This is a genomic window from Alistipes senegalensis JC50 (assembly GCF_025145645.1).
In the GTDB taxonomy this organism is placed as follows: domain Bacteria; phylum Bacteroidota; class Bacteroidia; order Bacteroidales; family Rikenellaceae; genus Alistipes; species Alistipes senegalensis.
Window position 1 is genome coordinate 3,149,032 of sequence record NZ_CP102252.1, and the last position, 18,643, is coordinate 3,167,674.

The 18,643-nt window shown below is 53.4% G+C and carries 11 protein-coding genes; all 11 read left to right on the forward strand.

What is annotated here, in order from left to right:
• The first annotated feature begins 75 nt into the window (after nucleotides 1–75).
• Genes NQ519_RS12650 through NQ519_RS12700 form a run of 11 tightly spaced genes read left to right on the forward strand, consistent with a single transcriptional unit; the run spans nucleotide 76 to nucleotide 18,639 of the window.
• Nucleotides 76–3,546 (forward strand): TonB-dependent receptor, encoded by a 3,471-nt coding sequence (locus NQ519_RS12650; protein WP_227901102.1) that lies wholly within the window; start codon nucleotides 76–78, stop codon nucleotides 3,544–3,546.
• Between the two features lie 12 nt (nucleotides 3,547–3,558).
• Nucleotides 3,559–5,325 (forward strand): RagB/SusD family nutrient uptake outer membrane protein, encoded by a 1,767-nt coding sequence (locus NQ519_RS12655; RefSeq protein WP_019150791.1) that lies wholly within the window; start codon nucleotides 3,559–3,561, stop codon nucleotides 5,323–5,325.
• 29 nt (nucleotides 5,326–5,354) lie between these two features.
• A complete protein-coding gene (locus tag NQ519_RS12660; RefSeq protein WP_044118628.1) occupies nucleotides 5,355–8,129 on the forward strand; it encodes a SusC/RagA family TonB-linked outer membrane protein in 2,775 nt (924 codons plus the stop codon).
• A gap of 12 nt (nucleotides 8,130–8,141) precedes the next feature.
• Nucleotides 8,142–9,830: a RagB/SusD family nutrient uptake outer membrane protein gene (locus NQ519_RS12665; protein WP_019150789.1), complete on the forward strand. Its 1,689-nt coding sequence runs from the start codon at nucleotides 8,142–8,144 to the stop codon at nucleotides 9,828–9,830.
• Nucleotides 9,831–9,879: 49 nt separating this feature from the next.
• Nucleotides 9,880–11,400: a BACON domain-containing protein gene (locus NQ519_RS12670; protein ID WP_019150788.1), complete on the forward strand. Its 1,521-nt coding sequence runs from the start codon at nucleotides 9,880–9,882 to the stop codon at nucleotides 11,398–11,400.
• Between the two features lie 12 nt (nucleotides 11,401–11,412).
• Nucleotides 11,413–12,900 carry a BACON domain-containing protein gene (locus NQ519_RS12675; protein ID WP_019150787.1) on the forward strand — a complete coding sequence of 496 codons (1,488 nt, stop codon included), beginning with the start codon at nucleotides 11,413–11,415 and terminating at the stop codon, nucleotides 12,898–12,900.
• 17 nt (nucleotides 12,901–12,917) lie between these two features.
• Complete coding sequence (locus NQ519_RS12680) at nucleotides 12,918–13,997, forward strand: DUF4971 domain-containing protein (protein ID WP_229092003.1); 1,080 nt, start codon at nucleotides 12,918–12,920, stop codon at nucleotides 13,995–13,997.
• A gap of 5 nt (nucleotides 13,998–14,002) precedes the next feature.
• Nucleotides 14,003–14,836 (forward strand): glycoside hydrolase family 16 protein, encoded by an 834-nt coding sequence (locus NQ519_RS12685; protein ID WP_227901101.1) that lies wholly within the window; start codon nucleotides 14,003–14,005, stop codon nucleotides 14,834–14,836.
• Between the two features lie 15 nt (nucleotides 14,837–14,851).
• A complete protein-coding gene (locus NQ519_RS12690) occupies nucleotides 14,852–16,471 on the forward strand; it encodes a beta-N-acetylhexosaminidase (RefSeq protein ID WP_083871008.1) in 1,620 nt (539 codons plus the stop codon).
• 29 nt (nucleotides 16,472–16,500) lie between these two features.
• Entirely contained in the window at nucleotides 16,501–17,469 is a 969-nt protein-coding gene (locus NQ519_RS12695; protein ID WP_019150784.1) for a DUF6528 family protein, read from the forward strand.
• An 18-nt stretch (nucleotides 17,470–17,487) separates the two neighbouring features.
• Nucleotides 17,488–18,639 (forward strand): metallophosphoesterase, encoded by a 1,152-nt coding sequence (locus NQ519_RS12700; protein ID WP_019150783.1) that lies wholly within the window; start codon nucleotides 17,488–17,490, stop codon nucleotides 18,637–18,639.
• The last annotated feature ends 4 nt before the right edge of the window (nucleotides 18,640–18,643 follow it).

Genomic DNA, 18,643 nt, shown 5'->3' on the forward strand with positions numbered 1-18,643 from the left:
CCATCCTGAACTATTCGCGGGGACCGTTCCGTTTTTGCGAATTCCGATAGTGTTATATCTGAAAATCAAACCTATATGAATCAAAATCTACGAACCCATGTTCTGAAAAAGGGATGTTTGCTGTGCCTGTCCTTCTGTTTGTGGGCAGGCGGCGCTCTTCTGGCTCAGAATACGAGTATCTCTCTGCGTGTGAAAGACAAACCGCTGAAAGAGGTGCTCAAACAAATCGAAACGGACGAAGGTTATATTTTTCTGTACAAGGACAAGACGATGGATCTTGAACGGAAAATAAGCCTCAATGTCCGTAACGCCTCGCTGGAAACAATACTTCGCCGAATCTTGGATGAGAAGACCGAATTCGGGATTTCCGAACGGCAGGTCGTCCTGTATACGCGGAAAGAGGCAGCGAAGACGCCTCCGGCCGATACGCCTTTCCGTAAGGTTACTGTTCGGGGAACGGTCAGGGATGCCGGCGGCAATGTGTTGATCGGTGTCTCCGTCGTCGAGAAGGGAACGACGAACGGAACCGCTACCGACGCCAATGGTCTCTACACCATCGACGTGAAGAGCGCCGAAGCTATTCTGACTTTCTCTTATCTGGGTTATAAGACCGTTGAGTCTTCCGTTTCGACCCGTACGCAGCTCGATGTTACGCTGGAAGAGGATGCCGCACGGCTCGACGATGTGGTTATCATCGGCTACGGCACGCAGACCAAGGCGTCGATTACCGGAGCTTTGGCAACGATCGATACCGAGGAACTGGTCAAGGCGCCCGTCGCAAGCATTACCAATGTATTGGCCGGTTCGGTTCCCGGCGTGGCGACCGTACAGACCTCCGGACAGCCGGGTAACGACGCCGCAACGATCTATATCCGCGGTGTTGGTTCGCTGAACAGCAATTATGCGGCACCTCTGGTGTTGGTCGACGGTGTGGAACGCGAATTTTCGCAGATCGACCCGAATGAAATAGAGAATTTCTCGATTCTGAAAGACGCTGCCTCGACAGCGGTTTTCGGTGTTCGTGGTGCCAACGGCGTTATTCTCATCACGACCAAACGCGGACAGGAAGGTCGCCCCTCAATCTCCGTCAGTTCGATTACAGGTGTGCAGCAGCCGCTTTCCTATGTCCAGCAGACTGGCAGCTATGAGTATGCCCGTTTCTGGAATATCAAACAACAGAACGACGGCGTGACTGACAAAACGCAGTATTTCAGCCGGGAGGCCATCGAGGCTTATCGTACCGGTTCCGATCCGATTATGTATCCGAACGTCCGGTGGAAGGATAAGATGTTCAACAGTGTTTTTCTGCAAACGAAGAATAATATCAACATTTCGGGCGGCGGTCAGAACGTGCGTTATTTCGTTTCGCTCGGGTATCTCTATCAGAACGGCGTGTTGAAACAGACGAAATACCTCGATTACGACAATAATTACAGCTACAACCGCTATAATTACCGGGCGAATGTGGATTTCGATCTGACGCGGACGACTGCCTTGAAAATCGGCATCGGCGGCAATGTGGGCAAGAGTCAGAATCCGCTGACGGTCGCCGATGGCAACGAATGGGTCTATGCAACGATCTGGGCCGTGCCGATGTCCAGTCCGGGCTTTGTCAACGGTAAAAGGACGTTGATCCCGGCAGGGTTCATTCCGTCTACGATCGAATTGCGCGACGGATACAGCACCTTTTTCGGCTACGGGTATGAGCAGATCTACCGTACCACGCTTAATTGTGATGCGGAGATCATACAAAATTTTGATTTTCTGACTAAAGGTCTGTCGGTTTCGATCAAAGGCGCTTACGACAATCGTTTTAATCTAACGAAAAGCCGTACTGCCAATGGATGGCGGCAGGAATATCAGAGGGCTTATTATAAATCGTATCTTGAAGATCCGACCAAACCACAGACTGATCCGGATTACGATAAGACCATCGTTTACATTCCGGCCTCGGAGGCTGCACCCGATTATAGCAAAGATCAACCGCTGAATTATTCGGAAAACGATTATGGGCGTGATCGGAACTGGTATATCGAAGCCAAAATCAATTATTCGCGTTCGTTCGGTGTGAGCGGCGACCACAAGGTGTCGGCCATGTTTCTCTACAATCAGTCGCGTGACTACTATCCTGTGGCGGGCGGCGGTACGTTTCAGTATATCCCGCGCAGTTATGTGGGGTATGTCGGCCGGGTGACCTACGGCTATCGGAACAAATACCTCGTCGATGTGAATATCGGGTACAACGGATCGGAGAATTTCGCGCCCGGGAAAACACGTTACGGAGCTTTTCCGTCGGCATCAGTAGGCTGGGTTTTGAGCGAAGAGGGATTTATGCGTCATCAAAATGCGATCAGCTATCTCAAATTCCGTGCATCCTGGGGACGTGTAGGTAACGATCTGAGTGGGGCGCGTTTTATGTATATGCCGAGCGTTTGGTCACAAAACGGCTCTTACAGCTTTGGAATTAACAACCCGAACAGTTTGGAAGCTTACGGGGAAGGTACGTTGGGCAATACCGATGTAACATGGGAAACGGCCGACAAGCAGAACTACGGTATCGACGCAAACTTCTTCTCGGATCGGCTTTCCCTGAATTTCGATTATTTCTTTGAACACCGTACGGGCATTCTCCTGTCGCCTAACTCAACCCCTGGCATTATTGCGGCGGGTCTGCCCGCGCTGAATATCGGCGAAGTGGACAATCACGGTTACGAAATCGCCTTGGGGTGGAAGGAAACGACACGGCGCGGATTCAACTATTACGTCAATGCCAACGTGTCGTTCGCCCGGAACAAGATTCTGTACATGGACGAGGTGAAGAGCCAGTTCGCTTATCAGCATCAGACCGGCGGTCCGACCGGACGCTATACGGGACTTTACAAATTCGAAAGGCTGTATCAGAATAGCGACTTTACGGTTGATTCCAAAGGAAACATGGTTCTCGATTCTTCCTTGCCACAGCCTTATGTCGCTGTTGCACCCGGCGATGCCATGTATGCCGATCTGAATGGCGACGGGATTGTGGACAGTGACGATACGATGGTGACCGGCTACTCGACCCGACCCGAATACGTTTTCGGTCTGAATGCCGGATTCAATTGGAAAGGGCTTAACTTCTCAATGCAGTGGACGGGAGCGACGCATGTCAACAAGATGATGGAGATCGAGTACCGTATTCCCTATACGAATGCGGGTGGCCGCGGGTTACTCCAATATTTTTATGATGATTGCTGGACACCCGAGCATCAGACCGGAACGTTACCGCGTGCTGCTGAAAAATCGGAGGTTTGGAATTCTTCCGCTTCTACGCTTTGGCTACGCAATGCCCGCTATCTGCGTCTGAAAACATTGTCGGTCGGTTATACGTTCTCGAACAGCAAACGCCTCGCTTCGGTAGGAATCAAAAAACTGGGCATTTCGTTGACTGGATACAACCTGTTGACATTCACTCCACTTGATTTCATCGATCCGGAATCCCTGACTAACAATAATGGAGCTTATCCGCTGGTCAAAGTGTATAGTGTCGGTCTGAATGTCACCTTTTAAATCTTTCTGATTATGAAACAAATCCACATATGGGCAGCGGTAGTCTGCCTGTTGTTAGCGTCGTGTTCGGATATCCGTTTCGGAGATGATTTTCTCGGCGACCATCCCGAAAGTTCGGGAGCTACACTCGACGAAATGTTCAGTTCGGCGGTCAATGCAGACCGAGTCCTAACCAAAGCGTATACTTATTTGCCTTATGGTTTGCCGACAGGAGATCGTCCTTATGACAAATTAGGGGTGAATATTCTTGAAGCTATTACGGATCTTCATTACAGTTTTCGCAACAATATGAGTGATGGTCCGGTCAACCTTTATTATAACGGTGCGTTGAGTTCCAATATCGGCACGAGCGATCTTCAAGGACGCGAAGCCTATCGCTTCGGTTCGGAACCGGAATACAACGCGATCCGTTATGCATGGATCTATATCGAGAATGCGGACCGGATTCCGGATATTACCTCCTCGGCCCGCAGGGAACGCGTGGCCGAGGCGAAGATGATCATTGCGCTTGCTTATGCCGAAATGTTGCGTTATATGGGCGGCGTGCCATTGTTAAAACATTCGGTTGCGGCCAATGAAGAGATGCATTATCCGCGCAATACTTTCGCGGAAACGGTTGATTATATCGTGCAGCTGCTCGATGAGGCGGCTCCAGCTTTGGAGTGGAAAGCATCTGATACGGATGCAGGCCGTATGACGAAGGCTGGGGCTATGGCTCTCAAGTTAAGGGTATTGTTGTTCGCCGCGTCCCCGACTTTCAATTCGGCGACGCCGTACCATGCCAAAGCCGATGCATATTCTTGTTACGGGAATTACGATCGGGAACGTTGGGGCAAGGCAGTTGAAGCGGGCAAGGCTTTTCTCGACGAGTTGGATAAAAACAGGCAATATGAATTGGTCCGACCCGTAACGGAGAAGCCTGAAGATCGTCGACAAGCATACCGATCCGGATATTTCGAACGCAGCAGTCCGGAAATTCTTATTTCGACCCGTCGGGGATATGACAATTCGATTCATGCGGATTTTTATAAAGAGCGCGTACGCTCCGGCCCGACGCTCAATTACGTCAATATGTTCCCTTGGGCCGACGGTGCGGAGTTCCCGGAAGATTTCGACTGGGAGCGTCCTTCGAAACAACCGTTTTTCGCATTGGACGGCACGCCTACGAGAGACCCGCGCCTTTATGAAACCTGCGTCGTGCCGGGTGACACCTATTACGACGGGACATTGGCACCTTTGTATACCAACCATTTGAATTATGTCAGCCCCAGCAGCGGATTCTTTCAGATGAAATTCATTTTGAGAGATTTCAATGACCGCAACGGTCAACCGGCACATTGGCCTTATTTGCGTCTGTCGGAAGTATTGCTGAGCTATGCCGAAGCGATCAACGAGTATGTCGGCATGCCCAATACAACGGCCTATGATTGTGTCAATGAAGTTCGAGAACGTGTCGGATTGTCTGCGCTCCACGAGAAAATGGGGAAGGACGAGTTCCGGGAGGCTGTGCTGCGCGAACGGGCGCTCGAATTCGGGTTCGAGGAGGTTCGCTGGTTCGATCTCATCCGCTGGGGCCGCGAAGCGGATTTCCGTAAACAGCTCTATGGGCTGACATCGACCGGAAACAATTCTCAAAACCCTACGGCTTTCTCTTTCAAACCCTTTGTGTTGGATGACCGGACATGGAGAAACACCTGGGATACCAAATGGTATCTGGCACCTGTCCCTCTTACGGAGATAAACAAGGGATATGGCATGACCCAGAATCCGGGCTGGTAGCATGTGGGGTCTCTAAATAATTACAGAATATGAAAAATACCATTATAATATTGCTGTTTGCGGGGTGTCTGTTATCTGCCTCCGCCCGGCAGAACGAAGGTTTTCCGGTCGTAGGTGCTCCCGATACCATAAGTCTCGGCTACGGGATCGGTGTCGACCGGGATCGGAGCGCCTGGACACAGGCGGGAGTGGGCCGCGAAGTGCTGGACAATGCGCCGCAGATTGATGCGGCCAAAGCCCTTTACGGACGAATCGCCGGACTGAATGTTTATCAGGGAGTCGGCACGACGGCCGATAACATCGCTTCGCTGTCGATTCACGGACAGGCTCCGCTGGTACTTGTCGATGGTTTCCCGCGGGATCTTAAGAATCTTACGGTACAGGAGATCGAATCGGTCGTCGTGCTGAAGGACGCCGCAGCGGTTGCACTCTACGGTGTGCGCGGTGCGAATGGGGTCGTGATGGTCTCCACGCGGCGGGGAACGCCCGGCAAGCTGAAAGTGGGTGTCGGCTATCAGTACGGCGTCAGCACGCAATTTCGCGCACCGGAATTTGCCGATGCCTTTACCTATGCCCGTTCGCTCAACGAGGCGCTTACGAATGACGGCCTTTCGCTTCGTTACAATGCCTACGAACTGAATGCGTTCCGCAGCGGAAAACATCCGTCGTATTATCCGAATGTTGATTGGTGGAATGAAGTCTACAACACCACAGCGTCGAATCATCGCCTCAATCTTACATTCGATGGAGGGTCGCGCAAGTTTCGTTATTATACGGCCGTGGATTATATGCACGACCGGGGCTTTTTTCGCAGCAATGAAAACGAATCCCGGTACAAAACCGATCCGACGGATGTTCGCTTGAACATTCGGGCCAACATCGATGTGGACATAACCCGTTCGACGCGGATGCGGCTGAACGTGATGGGCAAGATCGCTGAGACAAACCGTGCCAATTACGGAGATATTTACAACATCCTTTATAACACGCCTTCGGCTGCTTTTCCCATACGATACGATGACGACGGCCTTTACGGCGGTACGAGTATTTACGGGGCCAATAATCCGGTAGCTTTGTTGATGGACAGCGGCAATTACCGGCAGACCATCGGAATGCTTTTGGGGGATTTGTCGTTACGGCAGAATCTTGATGCGCTGACCCCCGGCCTCTCGGCAGAGGTGTCGGTGGCTTTCGACAATGTCGGCTCCATGTTCGATCAGGCGACGAAGACTTATCGTTATAAGGATGCGCAGGCCTCCGTTTCTACGGACGGAACGCTGATCACCCATCCGGCCGTTTACGGCAAGGATTCGGAAGTTGTCGGCCACAGTCAGAATTTCTACTCGTTATACATGCGGTCCGATTTGCAGGCTAAAATCGGTTATGACCGTTGTTGGAGCCAACATCATGTGCAGGCGGCCGTGATTTACGATCAGCAGGCCTACACGGCCAACGGTCGGAATAACTCGGTTCGTCGGCAATCGGTTCTCGCTACAGTCGGCTACACGTTCGACAATCGCTATACGGTGAATGTCGTCGGCAATTATTCGGGTTCGGCCTATCTGCCCGAGGGCGATGCGTTCCACTTTTATCCGGCGGTAAACGCCGCCTGGGTCCTTTCCGAAGAACCCTTCCTGCGAAACGCAAAGCAGCTCGATCTGCTCAAATTATCCGCTTCTTACGGCATTTCGGGGTGGGACGGGAATCTGTCGCACGAACTGTGGCGTCAGTCGTTCGGGAATACGAATGCGCACGGTTACTATTTTTCCAACAACGTCGCGGCCTATTCCGGTTTGGCAGAAGGGAATCTCGCGGCCGAAGGGCTTGTCCCCGAGGAGTCCCGCCGGGTAACCGTGGGGCTCGATCTGCGTTCGTTCGGTAATCGTTTCACGGCTTCCGTCGAGGGATTTTTCGAGCGGCGCAGCCATATCCTGATCTCTTCCGGGGCCACCGTGTCGGGTATCATCGGCATCGGCGTGGGGCTGCAACCGGCCGGCGAGCATGAGTACCGGGGATTCGACGCCTCGATTGCCTGGAACGACCGCCGCAAGGATTTCTCCTACGGAGTTTACGCCAACGCCTCCTATCTGGACAGCGAGGTGATCGTCGACGGTCAGGAGTATCAGCCCTATGATTATCTCTACCACCGGGGCAACCGGGTGGGGCAAAGTTACGGGCTGGAGGTCGTCGGCATTTTCCAAAGCCAGATGGAGATCAACGAAAGTCCCGTACAGACGTTCTCGACGGTGCGTCCCGGCGATTTCAAATACCGTGACCAGAACGGCGACAACCGGATCGACGATCTGGATATGGTCCGGATGCACGGATCGAGTGTTCCCCGTTTCTATTTCGGCTTCGGGTTCCATGCCGGTTACAAAGGGATCGAACTGTCTGCCGATTTTCAGGGCATGACGGGGCGCACGGTCAATCTGCTCGACTGTCCGCTCTACAAACCGCTGATCGGCAACGGTAACATTTCGCAAACGCTGCTCGATCACGAGATCCCGTGGTCGCCCGAACGTGCTTCGGAGGCGACCATGCCGCGACTGACAACCCTGTCGAATGCGAACAACTACCGGAACAATTCGTATTGGTATCGGGACGGTTCCTTCATCAAACTGCGTAACCTGACCGTTGCCTATACGCTGCCCAAACGGATTCTTCGCTTCGCGGATATGAAGATTTATCTGCAAGGTACGAACCTCTTCAGTCTGGACAATCTGAAAACCGTTGATCCCGAACAGTTGGGGGCTGCGTATCCTTCGGTGCGGTCGTACTGGGCAGGCGTGAAGTTCAATTTTTAACCGGTATACAGGATGAAAACATATCGAATCATAACGACCTTGTTGAGTGCTGCCGTTTTCGTTTCGTGCAATTACCTCGACTTCGACGAAACGAACGGACTCAATACGCACGACAATATCTATAAGTATTTCGACAATACCAAGCAAATGCTCACCAACGTCTATTCGTACATTCCCCAGGATTTCGGGGCGGTCGAAGAGGCGATGCGCGACTGCGCCTCGGACGATGCCGAATTCGGCAATACCGGGGGCGGCGTGCAGGATTTCAACAACGGCAACTGGTCGGCGCTCAGAACGCACGATACGGCCTGGTCGCTCTATAACGGCATCCGTGCGGCGAACGAATTCATCGCTTCGATCGCCGATGTGGACTTTTCCCGGTTCGAGTACGGACCGAGTTATCCGAATTGGGAAAGGCAGCTCCGCTATTTCCCCTACGAGGCTCGGATGCTGCGGGCGTTCTATTTCTTCGAACTGGCCCGGCGTTATGGCGACATTGCCATGCCGACCCGGGTGCTGACCATCGAGGAGGCCAATACGATCGGCAAGATGTCGTTCGACGAAGTGATCGGGTTCATTGTCGCCGAATGCGATGCATGTGCCGCCGACGGCAACCTGCCCAATACGTATGTCGGCGAGCCGGGTAACGAGACGGGACGTATCACCCGGGGCTTCGCACTCGCACTCAAATCCAAGGCACTGCTCTATGCGGCGAGCGAGCTGCACAATCCTTCGATGGATGTCGAGCGTTGGAAACGTTCGGCGAAGGCAGCGCTGGATCTGATCGAGACGGGTCTCTATTCTCTCGATCCGGCGGATAAAAGCAATAACATCACTTCGCCGGAGGTCGTCCTGCTGCGTATGAACAGCGATGACAACACGTTCGAACTTCGCAACTTCCCGATCCGCTTTACCGAAGGCCGCCGAACGACTGCCGCCACGGGGACTTTCCCGACGCAGGAATTGGTCGATGCCTTCCAGACGAAGAACGGCTATCCGGTGACTTTGGGCGTGAACGGCTGGCAGTGCGACGACCCGCAGTTCAATGCTCAAACTCCGTATGCAAATCGGGATCTTCGTTTCGCCCGGACCATTCTCGCAAACGGCAGTCAGTTTAAGGGCTCGATGATCGAAACTTATGTCGGCGGCAGTGATTATGCGTCGATTGCCGAGGGCGGTTCGCCCACGGGGTATTTTCTGCGCAAATATATTCAGGAATCCACGAATCTCAATCCCAACACGCCGGTTTCCAACAAGCACCATTGGATCGTTTACCGTTATGCCGAGACGCTGCTGACCTATGCCGAGTCGATGATCGAGGCATTCGGTGACCCGGACTACACGGATGAAACCTATCTGTATTCGGCCCGGTGGGCGATCAATCAGGTGCGTGCCAATGTCGGAATGCCCGATATTACCGTCACTGGCAAGACCGACTTCATTGCCGCGCTCCGCAACGAGTGGCGTGTGGAGTTCGCTTTCGAGGATCACCGGTTCTGGGACGTTCGCCGCTGGAAAATCGGCGACGCGACCCAGCGCCGCATCCACGGCGTGGAGATTACCCGCACGGGGAGCGAGTATACGTTCCGTCGGAAAGTCTGCGAACAACGGACATGGGCCGACCGGATGTATCTCTATCCGATCCCCCAGTCGGAACTCTACAAAAATCCGAATCTCGCTCCGCAAAATACGGGCTGGTAACGGACCCCAAGCAAAACAGTACGAAAAAATCAAACAACCTATTACGATTATGAAAATTCGAAAATTCATGCAGTCATTCCGGTTAATGACCGTTATCGCAGCTGCGGCGGGGTTCGTCGCCTGCCAGGAAAATACGGTGGATACGCAGGGCGAAATCCTGCCGAAACTCGCTACGGACGCCCAAAATACGTATGTCGCTGATCCGACATTGCCCGAGAACATTACTTTCAATGTCAGTTCCAATACTCCATGGCGAATTACGGTTGATTGCGGCGAGGGTTTCGCCGAGCGTCCGTGGTGTTCGGTTTCGCCTTCGTTGAGTGCCGTAAGTTCGCTGGTCGAGGAGGTTACGATCAAAATGAAAGACAACCCGACTTATGAGAGCCGAACGGCCGCTATTACGATCGAGGCAGACGGAATTGCCGAGCCGACGGTTATTACGGTCAGACAGACCGGTCAGGGCAATCTGACGCTTTCGGAGCTGCAACCCCGGGAGGAAATTTCAAAAGATGGCGGTTCCGCATCCTTTACCGTGGTTTCCAACCGCGACTGGACAGCCGAGTCGGACCAGAAATGGCTGACGCTGGACAAGTCATCCGGTACTGCGTCAGACGATCCCATAACGGTAACTGTAACGGCTTCTGTCAGCGACGGTTTGCGTCGCACAGCGGTGGTGACCGTGAGGACCGATCTCGAAACCGAAACTATCGAAGTCGTACAAGAGGGATGGAGAATGGAGTTCCGCCCGTTGGAAAACCCCGAAACGGAGCTGTTTTTCGGATATGCGGGTGACACGAAAACCTACTATGTAGACGCCAATGTCGAGTGGATCGTATCTTCGGAGAATACATATGCCGAGGTTGAGAAAATTGACGGGGAGTCGTTCTCAGTGAAACTTCCTTTTGCCCGGGCTTTTGCGGATGAGAAGATCGCGGTTGTGCTGAAGGCGGCGGCTGAAAATTCGCCGCTTGAGACACAGACCATGACCGTTACGCAGGAGACGGCCGTTACCCCTGAAAGCGGGCAATTGGACGGCAATACGCTGACCGCAACCGCTGGCAATGCGCGTGTCAAGAGCAAAGGCGAGTACAAGTACGGTGAGTTTATCTGGAAATTCTCCGAAGTAAATCTCGAGTCGGGTTATTTCTCGATCAACAATTGGGCCGGTAGTGTGTATCTGATGCTGCGTTTCGGCAACAACGATCATCAGTTGACGGCAGGAGGTGAGGTTACGGTTAACGGACAAAAGGTTCATTTTGGTTTTGACAACGGTTGGGGCGGACTTTGGAATGACGCCAAGCAGTTTACCGAAGGCTCGTATCCCACGGATGTCAGGGAACTCCGGTCGCTCCGTTTGCGAATCGAACCGACCGAAAGAAGCGGCACCCAGCAGAACAAGACTCTTTCGAGAAAGGTCTGGATCAATGACGTGCTGGTACTCGACAACAGTGCCAATGTCGGCGATGTATGGCAAGAAGGCAGCACGCAAGCCGGATTCAATTATCTTTTCGGCATCGAGTCCGGCACCGGTACGATGACGATCGAATCGTTCGAGTATAAGCCTCTCTAAAATGTATCTGGCATGAAACTCCTATTTCGAAAATCTTACGGTCGGAGCGTCTACGCGGCGCTTCCGGCCTTGCTGACAATGCTGTTCGCAATGGCATGTCAGGACGACGAACCACAGAAATGGGTCGATTTGCGCTATAAGGCGGAGGATGCCTACATCCTTGAAGCGACCGCACCCAGTCCGATCCGATTGCAGGTGAAATCGACCGATCCGTGGAGAGTCTATGGACTGCACGACGATTGGTGTACGATTACTCCCGCCGAAGGAACATCCGGTGAAATTTTCGATGTCGAAGTCCGCTATTCGGACAATTCGGCCCTCGACGACCGGATCGATACGCTGATTATCCGAAGCGATTATTGGATCGGTAAATGGATTCAGGTCCGACAGAAAGGAATCGCTTATCTCGATCTGGAAGATGCCGATAACGTCGAATTGATTCAGACCGGCAGTTCGGGTAGTTTTAAGATCCGTTCGAATCAGGATTGGAGTGTGCGTCTTGGCGAGAACGCCTCGTGGCTGAATGTTTCGTCGGATTTGGCTGGTTCAGGCGATGGTGAGATCGCCTTCTCTGCCGATGAAAATAAGGGCGAACGGCGGTACGCTGATCTTGTGATTTGCGACCGCCACGGCGAAACGGTACATGTAGTAACCGTAGCACAAGTCGGCGTACAACTTGATCCGGCGGAAACATTAATTAAAACCGATTATACGGCGAAAACATATAGTCTTGATGTTGTTTCCAATGCTTCATGGACTGTTTCACGTGAAGACGAACAGCAGGTGTGGTTCTCGTTTGAGAAAACCTCGTTCGAAGGCTCGGATAAACTGGTTATTACGATCGGTGAAAATCCGAACACCTCGATCCGCAATGCGACGATTATCCTCCGGACAATCAAAGCGGAGGGCGTAACGCAGGTCGAAAAGCGCATTGTTCTCCGCCAGGCGAACGATCCCGTTCCGGAACATTACGAGTTCAACAGCGGGGAACAGACCAAATGGTCGGTAAATCAGGGAACTGCTTCATTTGCCGACGGCGACGTTACCTTCTCGCCGGGTCGATTGCTGCGCTATGAGTTCCGTACGGGAAATTACAAGATTCGTATCAAGAAATGGGATGCGACGGCAGTGTCGACGCTTTATTTCTGCAACGGCGATTTTGAAATCCGCTGGCATCTGAATGCCGGAAAGAAAACTACGGATATATCGGTGCGTAACGCCAATAGTACAGCCGTGCACAAAAATATTGCATTCGATCCTTCCGCGCCTCATGAAATCGGATTACGGATGTCGGAAACTGTTGACGGATACACACGTTACGAATGGTTGCTCGACGGAGTGGCGTTCAATTCCTATGCCGCCGACGGGTCGGACGGAGGATCGAGCAAGATTAAGTTCGGCAGTAAATATTCCGTATTCCTCGGATGCTCGTCCGGAACTGTGACCTATGATTGGTGGGAGTATGCGATTCCCTATGAGTATTTCGATTGGGATGATTGATGAACCTAAGAATTAGAATGAATATGAAAATAAATGCTTTATTGCTCGGTGCATTGTCTGTTCTGACGGCAGCTTGTTCTTCGGACAGTTCCGGAGAGCCGGCGGATGATGCACTGCTGAAATCGTTTGTTCTGACGATCGGTGAGTTGAATTATCATGCCGACATCGATCCGGACGACCATACGGCTCGTATCGGGGAGATTCAGTACGGCGGACAGATAAGCGGAGTGGATTACCGGCTGGCCGAAGGGGCCACTATCGCACCCGATCCCAAGTCGCTTGTGGGCGAATGGCCCGAAAGCCAGGAGTTTGCTGTCTCCAAAGACGGACGTACCGAGAATTACACCGTATATCTTTCGGCTTATGTCGCCAAATGGCCCGAGGCCGAGAACGAAATTATTTTCTACGATGATTTCGACCAGGCAGACGGGTTGGATTACGATAGTTGGTCACATGTTCCGTATGGTACGGCAGCCTGGCAGATTTATATGTCGGGCAGTCCGGATCAGGCTTATGTCAAGGATGGCAAGCTGATTCTTACCATCGAGAAGAAAGACGGCAAGGTCGTTTCGGGCGGTATCAAGACTCAGGGCAAGAAATGGTTCAACAACTGTCGGATCGAGGTTTGTGCTCGTTTTGTCGAAGATGCAGGCAGCATAGGTCAGGCAATCTGGCTAATGCCGGAGCCTATGTACCAGATCTACCCGGGATGGCCTCATGGCGGAGAGATCGATATTATGGAACACAGCTATCTGAACGATTACGTTCAGCAGACGCTCCATTCCCATTATATTGATATTTATCAGGAAACACCGTCCGGGAAAGCTGCTTATGCAGATTACAACAAGGGAACGTTCAATGTCTATTCGGCGGATTTGACCGATGAAGAGATCGTGTTCTACACGAATGACAAGGAGACGATGCGTTATGCGAATCAGCATTTTCCGAACGAGTCGGAGTTGATGCAGTGGCCTTTCCGAGGGCAGTATTATCTGATACTCTCGATAGGTGCGGCCGGGCGTAGTGAGGTTCAGGATGCAGATATCCCGTCGTTTATGGAGGTCGATTGGGTTCGTGTAACCAGACTCGGCAACTGATGCGGATGAAAACTCAACTGTTTTTCGGGGCGCTTGCATATTCGCTTTCTTTACTTTCGACGGAAGTACAGGCCGGAACACCGGCTTGTACTTCGTTGAAAGAGAGGTCTGCGGAACGGCATGAAATCGTTGTCTTTTCGGAAGATTTCGATCAAAAGTCGCGCATCCCTGATTCTGAATACTGGAGTTTTATTCCAGCCGGTGCGCCTGTCTGGCAGAAACATATGTCAGGGAGTGTCAGGGAAGCCAGTGTCAAGAAGGGGAAACTGATCCTGCGGGCACGGAAGAAAGACGGGATTTACAGATGCGGCGGTATATGGAGTTTGGGTAAGATCGCTTTTGGTCCGGGACATCGGATCGAAGTCGGAGCACGGTTCGGCCGACTGGCGCCAGGAGCCTGGCCCGCCATTTGGCTGATGCCGGAAAAACCGATATATCCGGGGTGGCCCGCCTGTGGGGAGATTGATATTATGGAACATCTGAATTGCGATGATTTCGTTTATCAGACCGTGCACAGCCACTTTATCCATCATCATACTGCTGTGGGACCGTCCGGCGATCAGCGGACTCCCAAGATCGACATCAAGGCGTTTCATCGCTATGCGGTCGAGATTTCCGACGACGCTCTGGTGTTTTATATCGACGACGTAGAAACGTTTCGCCATATGAACCTGCATCTCCCGGATGAACGGCAAAAGATGCAGTGGCCGTTTAAGACTCGTTATTATTTGATTCTCAATCTTGCACTCGGCGGTTGGGCCGGAGAAATCGAGGATGCCAAATTGCCGGTCGAAATGGAAGTGGACTATGTGCGGGTGACTAAACTTTCCGAGGAATAATCAAATATCGAACGAATGACTCTGATAAAAAGATTTATTACACTTATTGGCATTTGTTGTCTGTATCCGGTCGTCGGTCGGCCGGGAACATTCGACATTGTTCCATGTCCGCTCTCCGTCGAACGGGGTGTCGGCGCATTTCGGCTGAAAGCCGGAGCCGTTGTATCGGCCCCCGACTCTTTGCTCGGGGCCGCCCGGCTTTTTTCGGAAATGGCAGCTCCGATTCTCGGAGGAAAACTCGCTCTCGAATCCCATGCTGCGGCCCCTGCGTTGTCGCTTGCGGGCGATTCTTCGCTGGCCAGGGAGGAATACGTGCTTGATGTTACCCGTCGGGGTATCGAACTGCGGGGCGGTTCCGTAAGCGCTGTCCTGTACGGACTGCAAAGTTTGCGGCAACTGGCGTTCGAAAACCGAGGAACGATTCCCGTTGTACGGATTCACGACAAACCGTTTTTCGCCTATCGCGGAGCCATGCTCGACGTCTGCCGCCATTTTTCACCCATTGGCGAGGTCAAGCGGTTTATCGACATCCTTGCCCTGCACAAACTCAATGTCTTTCATTGGCATTTGACTGACGATCAGGGTTGGCGGATCGAGATTCGCCGTTACCCGGCTCTGACCCAAACCGGGTCCGTACGCCGCGGGACGGTTGTCGGCGACCATCGGACCTCTTCCGAGTATACGGACGAACCGTACGGCGGCTACTATACGCAGGACGAGATCCGCGAAGTCGTGGCCTATGCGGCCGAACGGGGTATTATGGTGATTCCCGAAATCGAGATGCCCGGTCATGCCGTGGCGGCATTGGCGGCTTATCCCTGGCTCGGGTGCACCGGAGGTCCTTATGAAGTGATGCGGACGTGGGGCGTGAGCGAGGACGTTCTGTGCATCGGCAAAGAGTCGACGCTCGGATTCCTGAAGGATGTGCTGACCGAAGTTCTCGAACTCTTTCCGTCGGAATATATTCACATCGGCGGGGATGAATCGCCGCGCAAACGCTGGAAATCGTGTCCGTTCTGTCAAGAACGTATCCGTCGGGAGGGGCTGCGGAACGAGGCCGAACTGCAAAGTTATCTGGTCCGCCGGATCGAGGAATGGCTCCGTGACCGCGGCCGCCGTCTGATCGGCTGGGACGAGATTCTCGAAGGCGGCGTATCGCAGGACGCTACCGTCATGTCGTGGCGCGGGACCCGTGGCGGCATCGAGGCGGCGCGACACGGCAATCGGGTCGTCATGGTTCCCTGCGATTACTTCTATTTCGATTACTATCAGACGCATGATCCGGCACGGGTCGAACGGGAAACGGTCGCCACGGGACGACCCGACGACGTTCCGTACGTAACCGTACGCCGGGCATACGAATTTTCGCCTTACGAAGGTCTCGACGGCGGTCAGCGACAGTGCATACTGGGCGTGCAGGGAAATATATGGCGGGAATATATGGTCGATTTCCGACAGGTCGAGCATATGCTGTTGCCCCGTTTGGCTGCGCTTGCCGAAGTGGCGTGGAGTTGCGATCGACGTGATTTTCCCGATTTTTCCCGTCGGCTGTTTCGCCTGAAGGAGTTGTACGATCAGGAAGGATACCGTTATGCCCCTTATTTTTTCAACGGAACCGATACCGTTCCGCAGTGACATGAATCATTAATAGCCAAACTGAAAAAATGAATAAATCGATTTTTATAATTGCAGTCAGCCTGCTGTTTGCGGTCGGAACCGCAGTCGGGCGGCCGGCACCCGATAAAAAGACGCGGTACATCGTTCTGGCCGAGCAGGCCCGGCATTATGTGGCGATCGCCGATGCTGCGACGCAGCGGATCGTATGGACGTGGGATGTTTCGAAATCCGGACTCCCTGCCGAACACCGGAACTGGTTCAACTGCCCGACGGAGATCAAGCCCGTCTACGGCGGGCTGTGTATTCTCGTCGTCTCGAACGGCGGCATCGGACTGATCCGCATCGCTGACCACCGGATGATCTGGTATGCCGCCAGCGGCGGCGGATTTCCGCATTCGGCCGAAGTATTGCCCGACGGTAACATCGCTGTGGCTTGCAGCACCAGTAACACGCCGGCTGGCGACAAACTCAAGATCTACCGGGTGGACTACGACCGTTTCCCGGCAACCGAGGCCGTCGCAGTCTATCCGCTCAAGTCGGGCCATAATGTCGTCTGGGACCGGAAGAACAAGGTGTTATGGGCAACAGCTTACACGACGCTCAATGCTTATGCTTACGGGCTGAAGGAGGGAGTTCCCGCCCTGACGCTTTGCGAATCGCTTCCGCTGCCCGACGGCGGCGCGGACCCGCACGATCTGTTCCCGGCTTACGGCGAGCGTAAATTGTGGCTGACGACTTCCGAACGGCTCTATAAGTTCGATCCGAAACGCAAACGCTTCGACGAGGTCGTCGTAGCCGAAGAGCTTCGACACTTGAAGAGTGCCTCGTCGGGCCCTTCCGGCTATCCGACCATCGTGCTGCGGCCGACCGAACAATGGTGGTCCAATGCGTTGGTCGCCATCGACGGAACTCCCGTATACACGGGCCCCGAATATTTCAAGATTTACAAAGGCCGATGGCTGTTGGACAATACGTTCAGTTATCCGAAAAATCATCGGCTTCCGGCAAAACGATAACCGAAATATCCGCATCGAATGAAAAAATTGATGATGTCGCTGATCGCAGGATCGGCGGTACTGACGCTTTTTGCGCAAGTGCGGCACAGCGAGCCGCAAATTCCCGTACGGCCGACACTCGAAGAGGAGGGGTCGTTCTCCATGATTCTGATACCCGACCCGCAGAGCCAGATCAAATTCGCCGCCAACCAGCCGTTGTTCGAACTGATGACGGCGTGGGTCGCTCAAAATATCGATCGGCTGCGAATTCGGGCCGCACTGTTCACCGGTGACATGGTGGAACAGAACGATCAGCTTACAGGCGGCGATCCCGTGCATTTCCACAACGGCGACCAGACGTCGCGGCAGCAATGGAGTGCCGTTTCACGAGCCTTGGAACGGCTGGACGGCCGGATTCCCTATATCGTTTGTCAGGGGAATCACGACGTGGGCTACGTTGCGGCGGAAAATCGTCTTTCGATGATGCCGCAGTACATCTATCCCGAACGCAATACCGAGATCGTCGCGCATCTGGCCGCTGCCGGCCTCAATCACGAAAATGTTCATACGCTGGAGAATGCCGCCTATGAATTCCATGATGCGGCGTGGGGCGATCTGCTGGTGATCGCTTTCGAATTCGCGCCCCGCGACGAGGCGCTCGACTGGGCGCGCGGTCTGATCGAGTCGGAAAAATACCGCAACCACCGGGTAATCGTTCTGACCCATTCGTTTCTCGATACGGACGGCAGTCGCAAAAAAGGCGAGGGCTACAAACTTACGCCCCGAAACTGGCCGCAGGCCGTTTGGGAGAAACTGGTCTATCCTTCGAAGAACATTTGTCTGGTGCTCTGCGGCCATACGGGGACTCCTCCGAAGATCGACATGGAGAGCGGTGCCGACGGAGTTGCTGGGATCGATTACCGGACGACTTCGGCTTATCGTGTGGACCGGGCGGCCGACGGGCGCCGGATTCCCCAGATGATGTTCAACTCGCAGGCCGGCGACGGCGGCTGGTTCGGCAACGGCGGCGACTGCTGGCTGCGGATTTTAGAGTTCAGGCCCGACGGACGGACGATTGGCGTGCGGACCTTTTCGCCGTTGTTCGCCCTGTCGCACATCACGGCGCGGAATGCCTGGCGGACGGCTGATTACGACCGGTTCGATATACGGATCGACGATTTGAAAAAGTAAAAAA

What these genes read in the sequence shown, in the direction of transcription:
- NQ519_RS12685 (WP_227901101.1), top strand. Translation starts at nt 14,003, where the DNA reads ATGAAAACTCAACTGTTTTTCGGGGCGCTTGCATATTCGCTTTCTTTA.
- NQ519_RS12665 (WP_019150789.1), top strand. Translation starts at nt 8,142, where the DNA reads ATGAAAACATATCGAATCATAACGACCTTGTTGAGTGCTGCCGTTTTC.
- NQ519_RS12650 (WP_227901102.1), top strand. Translation starts at nt 76, where the DNA reads ATGAATCAAAATCTACGAACCCATGTTCTGAAAAAGGGATGTTTGCTG.
- NQ519_RS12675 (WP_019150787.1), top strand. Translation starts at nt 11,413, where the DNA reads ATGAAACTCCTATTTCGAAAATCTTACGGTCGGAGCGTCTACGCGGCG.
- NQ519_RS12680 (WP_229092003.1), top strand. Translation starts at nt 12,918, where the DNA reads ATGAATATGAAAATAAATGCTTTATTGCTCGGTGCATTGTCTGTTCTG.
- NQ519_RS12695 (WP_019150784.1), top strand. Translation starts at nt 16,501, where the DNA reads ATGAATAAATCGATTTTTATAATTGCAGTCAGCCTGCTGTTTGCGGTC.
- NQ519_RS12655 (WP_019150791.1), top strand. Translation starts at nt 3,559, where the DNA reads ATGAAACAAATCCACATATGGGCAGCGGTAGTCTGCCTGTTGTTAGCG.
- NQ519_RS12690 (WP_083871008.1), top strand. Translation starts at nt 14,852, where the DNA reads ATGACTCTGATAAAAAGATTTATTACACTTATTGGCATTTGTTGTCTG.
- NQ519_RS12700 (WP_019150783.1), top strand. Translation starts at nt 17,488, where the DNA reads ATGAAAAAATTGATGATGTCGCTGATCGCAGGATCGGCGGTACTGACG.
- NQ519_RS12670 (WP_019150788.1), top strand. Translation starts at nt 9,880, where the DNA reads ATGAAAATTCGAAAATTCATGCAGTCATTCCGGTTAATGACCGTTATC.
- NQ519_RS12660 (WP_044118628.1), top strand. Translation starts at nt 5,355, where the DNA reads ATGAAAAATACCATTATAATATTGCTGTTTGCGGGGTGTCTGTTATCT.